At 71.1% G+C, this 13,795-nt stretch carries 10 protein-coding genes and 1 pseudogene; 7 read left to right on the forward strand and 4 right to left on the reverse strand.

Features of this window, described 5'->3' with window-relative positions; genetic code table 11:
• Positions 1-53: 53 nt before the first annotated feature.
• Both ABZV93_RS01260 and ABZV93_RS01265 read right to left on the reverse strand, forming a co-directional pair.
• Positions 54-899 (reverse strand): annotated as a pseudogene (locus tag ABZV93_RS01260) (TIGR03619 family F420-dependent LLM class oxidoreductase); the annotation flags it as partial.
• Between the two features lie 74 nt (positions 900-973).
• Entirely contained in the window at positions 974-1,558 is a 585-nt protein-coding gene (locus ABZV93_RS01265) for a nucleoside deaminase (RefSeq protein ID WP_354928428.1), read from the reverse strand.
• 177 nt (positions 1,559-1,735) lie between these two features.
• Here ABZV93_RS01265 and ABZV93_RS01270 point away from each other — a divergent pair, with 177 nt between their 5' ends.
• From ABZV93_RS01270 to ABZV93_RS01290, 5 genes are all read left to right on the forward strand, one after another.
• Positions 1,736-1,969, forward strand: a complete 234-nt coding sequence (locus ABZV93_RS01270) for a hypothetical protein (protein WP_354928431.1) — start codon at positions 1,736-1,738, stop codon at positions 1,967-1,969.
• A 142-nt stretch (positions 1,970-2,111) separates the two neighbouring features.
• On the forward strand, positions 2,112-2,684 hold the full coding sequence (locus ABZV93_RS01275; RefSeq protein WP_354928434.1) for a YceI family protein: 573 nt from the start codon (positions 2,112-2,114) through the stop codon (positions 2,682-2,684).
• An 80-nt stretch (positions 2,685-2,764) separates the two neighbouring features.
• Positions 2,765-3,073 carry a DUF1330 domain-containing protein gene (locus ABZV93_RS01280; protein WP_354928437.1) on the forward strand — a complete coding sequence of 103 codons (309 nt, stop codon included), beginning with the start codon at positions 2,765-2,767 and terminating at the stop codon, positions 3,071-3,073.
• Between the two features lie 10 nt (positions 3,074-3,083).
• On the forward strand, positions 3,084-4,055 hold the full coding sequence (locus tag ABZV93_RS01285; protein WP_354928440.1) for a BadF/BadG/BcrA/BcrD ATPase family protein: 972 nt from the start codon (positions 3,084-3,086) through the stop codon (positions 4,053-4,055).
• A gap of 219 nt (positions 4,056-4,274) precedes the next feature.
• Positions 4,275-6,470, forward strand: a complete 2,196-nt coding sequence (locus ABZV93_RS01290) for a DUF222 domain-containing protein (protein ID WP_354928443.1) — start codon at positions 4,275-4,277, stop codon at positions 6,468-6,470.
• 110 nt (positions 6,471-6,580) lie between these two features.
• On the opposite strand, the gene ABZV93_RS01295 is transcribed toward ABZV93_RS01290, so the two are convergent.
• Together ABZV93_RS01295 and ABZV93_RS01300 are read right to left on the reverse strand one after the other, a co-directional pair.
• On the reverse strand, positions 6,581-7,558 hold the full coding sequence (locus ABZV93_RS01295; RefSeq protein WP_354928446.1) for a GNAT family N-acetyltransferase: 978 nt from the start codon (positions 7,556-7,558) through the stop codon (positions 6,581-6,583).
• A 96-nt stretch (positions 7,559-7,654) separates the two neighbouring features.
• Positions 7,655-9,226, reverse strand: coding sequence for a DUF4832 domain-containing protein (locus tag ABZV93_RS01300; protein ID WP_354928449.1), 1,572 nt, complete (start codon positions 9,224-9,226; stop codon positions 7,655-7,657).
• A 292-nt stretch (positions 9,227-9,518) separates the two neighbouring features.
• Between ABZV93_RS01300 and ABZV93_RS01305 the strand changes: the two genes are divergently transcribed.
• Complete coding sequence (locus ABZV93_RS01305; protein WP_354928452.1) at positions 9,519-12,368, forward strand: sugar-binding protein; 2,850 nt, start codon at positions 9,519-9,521, stop codon at positions 12,366-12,368.
• Positions 12,369-12,543: 175 nt separating this feature from the next.
• Entirely contained in the window at positions 12,544-13,638 is a 1,095-nt protein-coding gene (locus tag ABZV93_RS01310) for an NAD-dependent epimerase/dehydratase family protein (RefSeq protein WP_354928455.1), read from the forward strand.
• Positions 13,639-13,795: the final 157 nt, after the last annotated feature.

A 13,795-nucleotide genomic window follows, 5' to 3' on the forward strand; every position in this document is an offset into this window, starting at 1 on the left:
TGCCCGGGTCAGGTAGTTCAGGTAGTTCAGGTCGCCCACGTCGGCCTGGTCGCTCACTTTCCTGCCGGGGTGGCGATCCCGGCGTCGAAGAGTGCGTTGGCGACCTTCTCCAGCAGCCGCCAGTCCTCCTCGAGCGGACGCCGCACCGAGGGTCGTTCGAGAACGGTGTCCAGCGTGACGTACTCCGCGCCGAGGTCCACGAGGTCCGCCACGTCGTCCAGGATCTGCGACATGGTGCCCTCGCCGGTCAGCCGGTCGTCGTCACGCCTCGTGTCACCGGGGTTGGCCCGGATCCGTACCGACAGCATCGGCGCTTCACGTCCGGCGGCGTCGGCTTCCTCGCACAGGCCCGGCAATTCCTTCGTACGCAGCCATCCCGGTCGCGGGTTGATCGGGTGCCACGCGTCGCCGTAGGTCACCGCGCGCCGCAGGCCCGCCCGGCTGGCACCGCCCACCCAGATCGGCGGGTGCGGCCAGCGTACCGGCGGCGGACAGCTGTACACGTCGCGGAACGACACGAACTCGCCTTCGTACGTGGCGCGTTCGGATGTCCAGAGCGCCTTGACAGCAGCGAGGTACTCGTCGGTGACGTCACCTCTGCGCATGAACGGCGGTGCGTTCAGTGCGGCGAATTCCGACTCCGACCAGCCCACTCCGACCCCGAGCCCAACCCGCCCCTTGCTGAACTGGTCGATGGCGGTCGTCATCCGTGCTGTCAACAGCGGGTTGCGGTAGGGCGCGACCGCCACGGACGTGCCGAGTTCGAGATGCTCGGTGGCTCCGGCCAGCCAGGCCATCGCGGTGAACGGCTCGTAGAACGGCTCGGGGTACAGGTCGGCGACGTCCTGGGTGAGCGCCGCGTGGTCGGAGATCATCGCGAGGGAGAAGCCGGTCCGCTCGGCGAATCTCGCCTAGCCGAGCAGCGCGTCCGGGCCCGCACTCGCACCGAAGTTGATGACGTTTACGCCAAGCTTCACCGCCCCTCACCCCTCGCCGCGAGCACCGCCAGGTAGCGGTCGAACGGTTCTCGCGCTCCGAGGACGGGCTGGTGCTCCACGGTCTCCGGCGCGGCGTCCCGCAGGATCCCCTGCAGCCGGGTGAGGTCCGGTCGCGGCGTACCGCCGAAGTCGGGGACGTACTCCTTCGGTGCGGCGTACACGATCCAGGTCGCGCCGGCCACCAGCGCGGCGGTGTGGCACATCGCGCACGGCTCGCAGGTGGACACCACGGTCGCTCCGGTGAGGTCGCCGTCGCCGAGCTTTCGGCTCGCGTCGCGTACCGCCTCGACCTCGGCGTGTGCGATCGGGTCGGAGTCGCGGACGGCGGTGTTGACCCCGGTGCCGAGCACCTGGCCGTCGCGGACCACCACGGCGGCGAACGGCAGCTGGCCCGCGTCCGCGTTCGCGGTGGCCAGGGAGAGCGCCTGGCGTAGATAGGGGAGCAGGTCGTCGGCCCCTGCTGGGGCTGGCCATGGAGCCGGCCATGGGGTTGGCCCGGAGAGGCCGGTGTGGTCGTCATGAGCCCAGACGCTAAACCGTAACGTCGGCGTGAGGGTCAAGACCTGATCGGAGTTACGCTTTCCCGCATGCGCATCGGAGAGTTGTCCAGGCGAAGCGGGGTCAGCGTGCGCGCGCTGCGCTACTAGGAGGAGCAGGGCCTGCTGGCGTCGCGGCGCTGCCCGAACGGCTACCGCGAGTACGACCCCTCGGCGCTCGCCCGGGTCGGCCAGATCCAGTTGCTGTACTCCGCGGGCCTGTGCAGTGCGAAGATCGTCGAGCTGCTGCCGTGCATCCGGTCCGACGGCGAGCGCGTGATCCCCTCCGCCGGCCTGGTGGGCGACCTGCAGGTCGAGCGCACCCGCATACTGCGCCAGATCGAGGAGATGGCCGCGTCGCTGCGCGTCCTGGACGGCGTGATCGCCGCGGCCGAGCCGAGTGAGTCCCCGGCGGTCGCGGCCTCCGCTGGGTGACTTTCCGCGTGACACGATTGAAGGTGAGCCGGGCGCCGGTCCGCTCCACCGATCGGGTGATTCGCGCCAGATGTCGGACCGGCCCGGATGACGACGTACAACGACATACGTACGACGTACAACACCGTGTCGAGGGGGAGTCATGGGGGAGAGCCACTGGGTGTTCGAGCCGGGGCACACCGGCGCGGAGTTCACCGCGAGACACATGATGGTCGCCTACGTGCGCGGGCAGTTCAAGGACGTGCACGGGTCGATCGTCGTCGACCCGGACCACCTCGACCGTACGCGGATCGAGGCGGTGATCGACGCGACCAAGGTCTACACCGGTGAGCCGGCCAGGGATGCACACCTGCGCAGCGCGGACTTCTTCGACGTCGACAACCACCCGACCTGGACGTTCACCGGCGGGAAGGTGGAGCGGATCGGCGCCTCGGAGTACGAGGTGACCGGTGACCTCACGATCCGCGGAGTGACCCGCCCGGTCACGTTGCACGTCACCTACCTCGGTCAGTGGGACACGCCGTGGTGGGAGGACGGACGTGACCTCGGTCCGCGTCGCAGAGCCGGGTTCGTCGGGCGTACGAGCATCAACCGGCACGACTTCGGGGTCAGCTGGAACGACTCGGTGGACCGGGGCGGTGTGGTGGTGAGCGATCTGGTGGACGTCACCGTGGACGTCGAGGCAGTACTCCAGCCCGAGCTCGCGGGCGTCTGAGTCCGCGTGCTGCCGCTCGGCGGCACGATGCCCAAACACCAACGGCCGTTGATGCCCGAGCCTCGTGCGAAGCTGGCGGCATGCCCGCCTACGTGATCTCCGAGGCCGACATCGTCGACCATGCCGCCGCCGAGCGCTATCGCACGCTCGCGGCCGAGTCCATCGCCCGCCATGGTGGCCGCTACGTCGTGCGCGGTGCCGAACCCTTCGTACCGGAAGGGAAGTGGACGGAGTCCGCGCGGGTGGTCGTGGTCGAGTTCGCGTCGATGGCACAGGCGCGAGAGTGGTACGACTCCGACGAGTACGCCGAGGCGCTGGCGATCCGCCGGACCGCACTGGACCGCCGGCTGCTCTTCGTCGAAGGAGTCGAGGAACCCGGCATCGGCTAACCTGCTGATCATGCCGACATCCGTGCCCTACGTCGTCGCGGTCGATGCGGGCGGGACGCAGACCAGGGTTGGCTGTTTCACCCTCGAGGGGGTGCTGCTGGCACGGCAGGTCGGGGCAGGTGGGTCGCCCTCGCACAATCACACCGCGGCCGAGAACGTCTGCTCCACGATCGCCGCCGCTGTCACCAGTGGTGGGCTCGCGGTCGAGGACGCGGTCGCGATGACGGCGGGTGTGGCGGGGTACCCCATCGACGGCGATGCGGACTGGATCGGCACGTTCTTCGACGGGTGTGCGCTCACCTGCCCGCAGCACGTGGTCAACGACGCGGTCATCGCGCATCGGGGCGCGCTCGCCGGAGAGCCGGGGATCATCGTCGTGGGCGGCACCGGTTCGATGGTCGCGGCGATCACCGCGGACGGCACGGTGCTCGGCAGTGGGCGATTCCAGCACTATGCCGGCGGAGCACGGCACCTCGTCTACGACGTGATGCATCGCATCCTGCTCGGTGAGCACGTCGACGCGGATCGGAAACTGGTGGAGACGGTGCTGGCGTGGTGGGGAGCCGGCGACGTCACTGACCTTCGGCGGATCGCACTCGGGCTCGGCGGCAAGGACTACAACGACGTGAAGCGCCGCTACGGCGGCCTGGCGCCTGCGGTCACTGCCGCCGTGGACACCTCGCCGCTCGCAGATGGCGCGGTGACCCGCCTCGCGGAGAAGACCGCTGTCGGCGTCCGGCTGCTCGCTCCGTTGGTCAGCGACATCGCCGTGCCGGTGGCATTGGCGGGTGCGCTGGCCACCGACCCCGGATTCGCCGACCGGATCAGCCGGCTGCTGTCCGCAGGATCCGCGCCGAGCATCCGTACGGCCGAAGCCGTCCTCGATCCGCTCGGGGGTGCGGCGCTGATGGCGCTGCAGACGGCCGGAGTGCCGATGACGCCTCAGGTCCTCAGTCGACTTCAGTTCGCGAGAGTCCGCTGAATCCGGTAGCCGTGACTGCCCTGGAAGACGCGGGCCTGCTGTTCTGGCGGCGCCTTCTTCGAGGAGGGCGTCTTTGTCGAGTAGGCGTCCTCAAGCCGGGAGCCCGTTGTGCGACCGGGGTCAGTGCCAGGTTTTTGTCCACAGGTAGCCGATCGGCGTCGAATGCAGTCTCCTTGTGGACAAAAGATTCCTGTCGGTGGTGGCCGATAGCATTCGTGCATGAGTTCGACAGTGCAGGATCCTTCGGGCTGGGACGGCGGCATTGACGCCGATCAGCGTCTGGAGGCTGCGCTGGTTCAGGTCCGTTCTGTCGTCGGTGACGCGCTGGCGGCGCCGATGCTGTCACTTCGGCCCGAGAAGCTGGGCCGGTTGTTCGACCTGCACCAGGTCGGCGAGGCGATGATGGCCGCCTTGAAGCTGGCGATGGTGGCCAGGGCCGAGGCCTGCGACGTCGGCAAGACGACGGGTGCGGCGAGCACGGCGGCGTGGCTGCGCAGCGCCCAGCGGATGGGGAAGAAGGACTCCTACGCCACCGTCGCCCTCGCCCGCGACCTCGACCGCACCATCACCCTCACCGCCCGGGCGCTGGCGCGTGGAGAACTCTCGTTCAGGCACGCGCAGGTGATCGCGGGGGCGATCAAGGACCTGCCCAAGTGGGTCAGCCTCGAACAGCGCGTGGAGGCCGAGGAGTATCTGATCGAGGAGTCGAAGCGGCGTAACCCCGACGACGTGCGCCTGCTGGGCCGGGCGTTGCTGCACTACCTGGCGCCGGAGGAATCCGAACGCCGGCTGGGTAAGGAACTCGACGATGCCGAACGTGCCGCAGAATGCTCCCGCTCCCTGAAGTACGCGCCGAACGGTACCCCCGGTTCGGAAACCGTGGTGATCAAGCTGCCGGTGCTGGAGATGGAAGTCCTCCGCAAGCTGGTCGAGGCGCTGGTTGCCCGTGACACCCGTCCCGAGCCCGACGACCGTCCCCTGGACCAAAAGCGTGGCGACGCGTTCGCGGAGTTGGTCGCCAGGTGGGCTGAATGGGAAGCCTCGCCCAACCGCGGCCGAGGACGCGACTGCGTCACCGTGCTGATCGATCTGCACAACCTGATGAACGGCGTCGGGTACGGCACCATCGACGACCTCAACCCCGTCCGCCCCATGCCGTGTGGCTGCCAGACCCCCGATGCCAAACGCCAAGCCGCCAAGCGCCGGGCCGCCGAGGGCAAGGACACCAAGCGCACCAAGGGTGCTGAGGCGGGACAGTCCGGGTCTGGCACGAGCCGCCGTGGCACTACGGATGCCAAGGATGCCAGCTCCAACCCCAGCAAGCAGACCGACGGCACCGGCGGCACCGGGGAGGCCGACCCGAACAACAACGCGGACCCGAACAACAACGCGGACCCGAGCAACAACGCCGAGCCCGGCAATAGGGCCGAGCCGAGCGACGCCGAGCCGAGCGACGCCGAGCCGAGCGACGCCGAGCCGAGCGACAACGCCACGCGCACAGCGGCGCCCGATGCGAGCACCAACGCCACTGCGGGAGCTGCGTCGCAACCCGACGTTGACGAAGAGGTCGTCGACCCGGACCTGGCGAACAGCCCCGACGAGACAGCCCGGCCGGCTGCCACCAGCGACCCGCGCGCGGTGGCCGATCCGGTCGAGACGACAGACCCGCGCTTGGGTCGCCCCGGTGGCCAGGGGAGGACACCTGGCCGGCGCGGCCAGTCAGACGAAGAGAAGCGCCCACCCGATCGACCAGATCCGACCGGGATCGCGGACCCGATACCCGAACCGCGAGGACCCGGGTACGGACTCGGGCCTGATCCGGAAACGGATATCGGGCCCGGGGACTGGGACCTCGGGACAAGAGACGACGCCGACACCGAACTGCATGAGAGTCCGGCGGGGTCGGAGGCTGCCCACCGTCCCAGCGAGCCCAACGACCCCGACGACCCCGACGGCCACGTCGATCGGCACGACGGCTGTAGCAAGTGCGGCGGTGGCGGTTCGGCGCGGATCTTCGGGCTACGCGGCGAGCCCATCTCGGTGGCCACGATCCGGCGGATGGCCTGCGACGCGAACATCATCCCCGTCGTCCTCGGCGGCGACGGTGAGGTCCTCGACGTCGGCATGGCCGATCGGTTCTTCACCGAGGCGCAACGCCGGGCTTTGGCAGTCCGGGACGGGTCCCACTGTCACTTCCCGGGCTGCCAAGTGCCCGAACGCCGCTGCGTCGCGCACCACATGAACCCCTGGGACGACTTCGGGCCGACGGATCTGGCGAACGGAGTCCTCCTGTGCAAGACGCATCACACCTTCGTCCACCACCGAGGCTGGCAGGTGCGGATGGGCGCTCACGGCCACCCGGAGTACGTTCCGCCGGAGTGGGTGGACCCGCAGCAGAAGGTGCAGCGACCGTGAAGGGCGCGGCCGAGCGCAGTCGGTCGGATGACTGTCAGCTCGAGCGCTGTGAGTTCGGGCGCTGTGAGTTCGGGCGCGGTCGGTCCGAGCGGTCAGGGCACCCCGGATCGCTACACCTGGCGCGACGTGCGGTCGGTCGCGTACAAGGCGAAGACCGCGTCATCGTGGACGCCTTCGCGGCCCTCCACCAGCCCCGGCGCGGTGAACTCCCGGACGAACCGCATGCCGATGCGTTCCATCACCGCACGGGACCGCACGTTGTGCCGCTCGGTGAACGCCACGACCTCATCGGCGCCGAGGTGATCGAACGCGAACGCCAGTCCCGCCCGGCCGATCTCGCTCGCGTACCCCTTGCCCCAGAAGCGGTCCCGGAGATTCCACCCCAGCTCGAGGCACTCCGCACCATCCACGACCGCGCGGGACAACCCACCCCGCCCGATCAACTCGTCGCGCCTGGCGAGGTCGCCGTCGGCCCGGGCGTAGGCCACCCACTTGTGCACTCCGTCGCGTTCCCATGCGGCGCCCCACCCGGCCGCGTTGGCCCGGGCCTGTTCCATGGTCCACCGACCCGCGTGCCATTCCGCGACCGCCGCGTCCTGGTGCATCGTCCACAGATCCTCGGCGTGCTCGGGTCCGGCGGGCTCGAGCCGGAGCCGGTCGGTGAGCCTGGTACGAATCACCTTCGCCACCACGTCCCGCAGTCGCCGGTCGCCGTCGGTGCGGTCGACCATCATCAGTTCGAGGTCCGCCGGTCCCACCCAGGCGTACGCGTCGTGCTTGCCCTCCTCCAACCGGGGAGCGGTCAGGTCGCCGTCCACCTCGACCAGGTAGTCGAGCTCCCGGCGTACGACACCTTCGTGGGACCACTCCCAGTCGGCGACCACCGCCTCGATGCTGCGCAGCCGCCAGCCGGTCTCTTCCTCGATCTCCCGGGCGAGCGCCTCCTCCGGCGTCTCTCCGGGGTCGAGGTGTCCGCCCACGACATCCCAGATCCCGGGCAGCAGCCGACGGTCCGGACTCCGGCGCTGGGCGTAGACCCGGTGCTGGGAGTCACGGATGAGGGCGCCGACGCAGGCAGGTTCACGCATCCGGCAAGGCTATCCAGCGACCGGCCGACAACGTCACTCGCCGCGAAGGGAGAGGCCTACGCCCCCGCCGAACCGGCGGGGGCGCGTCCGGCGTTCCTACCGCATCGGGAGAGGCCGCGGCCGCAACCCGCCGGTGCACGAGGTCGAGGGCGCCTGGTCGCGGCCGACGACGACGGACTGCCCGAGGTCGTTGTAGCCGGTCCGCGAGTCCCACACGCCGGTGTTGGCAAGCTGGATCGCGTACGCCGCGTGGTAGCTCGTGTCGGTGCCCGGAAGCAGGGCCTGCGACTGCAGCCGGCGTTCGGGCGCGGGCAGGTCGAGGGACAGGGCGTACCTGCCCGGCGGGAGGCTGGCGCAGATCCGGGTGTTCACCTCGATCGGCGTGCCGGGCTCCCAGCGGCGCGGGTCGACCGGCAGCCGAACCTCGTAGGACCGGTGGGAACCGGTGAGCACCAGCCGGGCCGACCGCGGGTTGTACGGCGCGGCGAATCCGTCGTTGCGCAGGCTCAGGTTGACAGTGAACGAGTGCCCCGGGCGTACTCCGTCAGCGAAGTCGCCCGTGGTGAGCCGCAGCCGGTACCCCAGCCGTCGCCGTGCCTCCTCGATGTTCGCGCCCCAGCTGCCCAGCACGTCGCGGTTGTAGTCGGAGTTGAGGTAGTCGTAGTGGTAGCGCTCCATCTCCGCCACCGCGCTGGGCCACTCCGAACGCGGCGGGTCGACGTTGCACGTCTCGCCGCCGACCGGGACGAACCTCGAGTCCTGGGCGAGGTACTCCTGGTCCAGCGTGATCGGGTCGGAGAGGAAGGTGCCGAAGTCGTCCGGGCTGGCGAGGAAGCAGTCGTTGTGGTGCCCGATGCGGGCGACCGGGGTGCCCGAGAAGGCCTCCTCGGGCGTGAGTGCGCCTTCCCCGCCGGTGGGCCTGTCGACCGTCTTCTGCTTCATCTGCATCGTGCGCACCTGAATGGCGCGGGTGTGCGGCAGAGCGCGCAGCAGGGCGAGGAACACCTCGCGCCGGTTGGCCCAGTCCTGCGGCGTGACGTTCTCGGGGTGGAGGGGATCGGCGACGAAGTAGTCGGTGTAGTAGCCCTCGCCCCACAGCCCGATGAAGCCGGCCTGCACGGTGGCGATCACGTCCGCGTTCGCCCGCAGCACCGGCGCCAGCTGAGCGATGTGGGCCAGGACGCGGTCCTTCGGTGCGTCGCCGTACGGCGGCTGGTAGGGCCAGTCGTCCTTCGGCTGGGCGTACGCGAACCGCACGATCACCTTGATCCCGGCCGCGCGGGCGGTGGCGAAGTCGGCCCGGACCCGGGACAGGTACGCCGGGTCGATCGTGTCGGTGCCCGCGAACTTCTCCAGGTAGAAGACGCGAAGGATCTGGGTGACGTGCTCGTTCTCACGCCAGCGGAGCAGCGTGACCGGGTTCAGCGGCTCGTACCCCGAACCGTCGGCGCGGACGTGCGTCTCGGTGTGGTGGTAGAAACCACGCTCGGGGTTGGCGATGTTCTCGCTGCTCGGCGTGTACGTCCGCTCGGTGCGGTGGCCCTCGCCCGAGCTTCGCCCGGTGCGGAGCGCCCCGTCGGAGCCGGCGAACGCCGGCAGCACGGGCAGTGCGGGCAGCAGTGCCAGGCCGCACACGAGCGCGACGGTTGCGGACAGTCTCCTCGGCACGCTGGCCTCCTGCGATCTGCTTGCGCGGCAACGGCTTGCGTCCGCACGCTACCCACGCGGCCGCCGTGATGACGGCGAGCGCGGGTGCATTGGCCACATCCGGCTCCGCTGCGCGTGCACACCCGTACGAGAGGAAGGCCTTCGCGTTCGCACTCTTTCCAAGATCACGGGTGGCGCGAGACGATCACGCGAGCGCCGCGGGGGGAAGTGTGTCCGTCGGCGCTCCGGCGCGGACATACGCCGCCGGTCACGCGCCGTGCCGCTCGGTCGGCACGGCATGAGGAGGAACAGCATGGGGTTTCCACCCGTTCGAACGCGGACGGCGGTGAGCGCGGTCGCGAGCATGGTCGTCGCCGGGCTGGTAGCGGCCGCCGGGCCGGCCACCGCGTCGGCGATGACCGCGACCGCAGCCATCGCGGCCACCGCGCCCGTCGCGCCGACGAAGGTGGCGCACGCCGCGGCCGGCACGGCGGCGACCGGCGCGGACACCTCGCGGGGTACGCCGGTCGACCTGGGCGCGCTGTTCGTCGGGGCGCACCCCGACGACGAGTCCGGTGCGCTGTCCACGTTCGGTCAGTGGGGTGAGGACAACGGCGTACGCACCGGAGTCGTCACCGTCACCCGGGGGGAGGGCGGCGGCAACGCGGTCGGCCCGGAGGAGGGCCCCGCGCTGGGCCTGATCCGGGAGGCGGAGGAACGCCGCGCGGTCGGCAAGGCCGGCGTCACCGACGTGTTCAACCTGGACAAGGTCGACTTCTTCTACACCGTGTCCGCGCCCCTGACCGAGAAGTTGTGGGACCAGCAGGACGCGCTGGCGAAAGTGGTCCGGATCGTCCGCCAGACCAGGCCGGAGATCCTGGTCACGATGGACCCCGCGCCCTCGCCCGGCAACCACGGCAACCACCAGGAGGCGGCCCGGCTGGCGATCGCCGCCTACTACGCCGCGGCCGACCCCAAGGCGTTCCCCGACCAGATCACCAAGGAGAAGCTGAAGCCGTTCGCGCCGGCGAAGGTGCTGCTGAGCCGGGCGCGCGGCACCGGGCCGGTCGGCCCGTCGTGCGTGAACACGTTCACCCCGGTCGACCCGTCCCAGGACATCTACGGCGTCTTCTCCGGCAACGTCTCCCGTGAGCAGGGCAAGACCTGGGCGCAGATCGAACGCGAAGCCCAGCGGGAGTACGCCTCGCAGGGCTGGGCCGGCTTCCCCGACCCCTCCTCCGACCCGGCGCAGCTGGGCTGCGACCGGTTCACCCAGGTGGCATCGCGGGTCCCGTATCCCAAGGTGGGTACGCCTGCCGCCGCCGAACCGGACGCGATCCTCGACGGCGCGCTGACCCGGCCCGAAGGCACCGTCCCGCTCGGTACGCAGCTGAAGGTGGACAGCGACTTCGACGTACGCCCGGGCAGGTCCACCACGGTGAAGGTGTACGTCACGGCGCCCCGCGGCGCCAACCTGGGCCAGTCGTCGGTGGCACTGCGTGCCCCGGACGGCTGGCAGGTCGAGGGTGACGGAGCCCTGGGTCGCGTGGGCCCCGGCGGCTCGGCCACCGCGACGTTCACGGTGACGCCGCCCGCCACCCAGCCCGAGGGTGACCCGGTGAGCGAGCGGTCCCGGCTGGAGGCGTTCCTCACCACGACGGCCGGCACCGGGTACGCCGCGGCACAGGTCCAGCTGACCCCGGACGTCGCGACCCAGCAGCAGCTCCTCCCGCAGGTCTCCTCGTTCGAGGCGTGGGCCCGGCAGGTCGGCGCGCCGCAACTGCGCGGCTTCGTCGTCCCGGTCCTCACCATCGCCTCCGGTGGCGAGCGGGCGATCGACTACACGGTCATGAACAACTCCGACACCACCCGGTCCGGCACCGTCACGCTGAACCTGCCGGACGGGTTCGCCGCCGACGCGGCGCAGAAGCCGTTCACCGACCTGGCCGCGGGCGCCACCACGAAGGTGACGTTCACCGTACGCAACGCCGACGCCTCACTGCCCACCTCCAACGCGGGCGGCACCGAGGGCTCGGCGCCCGGCGACTATGCGTACACCGTCACCACGACCACCTCCGACGGCGCGACCTCGGTGAGCAACCCCGCCCTGGAACTCGTGCCGGCGACCACGGTCGAACAGGCGCCGGCCGCACCCACCGTGGACGGCAAGGTGGGCGAGGGGGAGTACCCCGGCGAGGCGCTGGACATCTCCCGGCTGTGGGAGGGCTCGCCGTGCGACTCCGCGGCCGACTGCTCGGGCACCGCGCACGTGACCCGCGCGGGCGACACGATCTACGTGGCGGTGGAGGTACGCGACGAAGCGAAGGGCACGCCGCTGGCGACCAGCGACTGCAAGCGGCACTGGCGTACCGACAGCGTGGAGATCGCCCTGGATCCCCGCGGCACCAGCGAGAACACCGCCTCGACGTTCAAGCTGGGCGTGCTGCCGTTCACCGCGGAGGGGCCCGCGTGCGCGCTGCGCGACGCCGACAACCACCAGGGTCCGATCGCGGAGACCGCCCCCGGCGTGAAGTTCGCGAGTACGGTCAGCTCGCCGTACACCGGCTACACCGTGGAGGCCGCGATCCCGCTGGCCGAACTCCCCGCGTCGGTCGACCCGGAGAAGCTCAGGCTGAACGTTCTGGTCTACGACTCCGACACCCAGGACAAGACCGGCCAGACCCGGATCGGCTGGTCCACCTGGGGTGGCGTGCAGGGCGACCCGTACCGCTGGGGGCTCGCGCGGCTCGCCGGCTACCAGCCGCCCGCGGACCGGCCGACGGCCGACCCGGTGGTGCCCAACACCGCGCTGCGCAGCGTGGAGTCGCCGCAGACGGTCGAGCAGTCGGTACGGGTCAACGTGCCGCTGTCCGGTGGTACGGCCGCACCCCTCGGGGACAGCGGCTGGCTGGTCGGTGCCCGGTGGAGTCGTGGAACGGTGATCGCCGACGTGCGCAGCACCGGAGCCGGTGAGGCGCACGTGTTCGTCGTGGACGACAAGGGCACCGCCGGCAGCGCGGTGGTCTCCGTCGACGGCGCCGGGCGCGCCGCGGTGAAGGTGCCGCTGGACCGCGCGCCGGCAGGGCACCCGCGGGTGCTGGCAGGCTGGGAGGCGGCGTCGGGCGCCGGCACGCTGGCGTCGAGGGTGCCGCTGCGGAAGTAGTACTGGTTCGCCCCTGGTTCGCAACTGGTTCCGCCGACGGCGTAGCGCGATCGCCGTCGGCGGAATCGGCTGGCGCACCCGTTGCGGGATCGGCCAGGCTTCCGGCATTCGCGGCGTGCCCACCGGGCTGCCCGGCGCCCGAGCCGGCCGCCGTGCGACGACGAGGAGGAGACCGATGCGGATCCTGGTCCTGGGCGGGACGGTGTTCCTGTCCGCGGCGGTGGCCGCCGAGGCGGTGGCGCGTGGCCACGAGGTGACCTGCGCGGCCCGCGGCAGCAGCGGTGAGCCGCCCGCCGGAGTGTCGTTCGTCCGTGTGGACCGCGACGCCCCCGACGGGCTGGCCCCGCTGGCCGGCCGGGAGTTCGACGCGGTGGTCGACGTGGCCCGGCTGCCCAGCCAGGTCCGCCGGGCGGTGGCCGCACTGGGCGAGGGCGTACGCCACTGGACGTTCGTCTCCTCCATCAGCGTCTACACCGACAACTCCACCCCTGGGCAGAACCCGCACACCGGTCAGGTGCACGACCCGCTGTCCGCGGACGCCGACGAGGCCGACGTGGAGAACTACGGACCGGCCAAGGTCTCCTGCGAGCAGGCGGTGCTCGCCGCGCTGGCCGACCGGGCCAACGTGGTCCGCGCGGGACTGATCGTCGGCCCCGGTGACCGCAGCGACCGGTTCACCTACTGGCCGGTGCGGCTGGCACGGGGCGGTGAGGTGCTCGCGCCGGGCGCCCCTGGGGACCCGGTGCAGGTGATCGACGTACGAGACCTTGCGGCCTGGATCGTCCGGTCCGCGGAGAGCGGTGTGGTGGGCGTCTTCGACGCCACCGGCCCGACCGTGGGACGCGGGGAGTTCCTGGACCGGGTCGCGGCCGGGGTCTCCGACGCGGTCGCAGGGGCCGGCGCCGGGGCGAGTGCGGAGCCGGAGCTGACCTGGGTGGACCAGGAGTTCCTGGTGGCGCAGGAGGTGAACCCGTGGGCGGGGCCGCGGTCGCTGCCGGTCTGGCTACCGCGTCCGGAGTACGCCGGCATGCTCGACCACGACGTCAGCGCGACCCTGGCCGCGGGGCTTGCGGTCCGCGACCTCGGCCAGACCGCACGCGACACCCTGGTCTGGGCACGGGAAGCCGGCCGCGACCTTGCTGACGGACCTGACGGACCTGACGGACCTGACGGACCTGACGGAGCGGACGGAGCCGACCCGGCGGGCCTGCGTGCCGGGCTGACGGCGAAGGAGGAGGCCGAGGTGCTCGCCGCCTGGCACCGGCGATGAGCAGACCGGCGCACGCGCTGAACCCCGTGCCGCGCGCCCCGACAACCTAGGGTCTCCCCATGAACTGGCCTCGTTGAGCTCCCAACTCCCGCGGCCGCGCGGCGGGGCTCGCACCGTCGGCTGATCCGCCGGCCGCTCGTGCCCGGCGGGTCGGCCG

This window comes from Actinopolymorpha sp. NPDC004070, assembly GCF_040610475.1.
GTDB lineage: Bacteria > Actinomycetota > Actinomycetes > Propionibacteriales > Actinopolymorphaceae > Actinopolymorpha.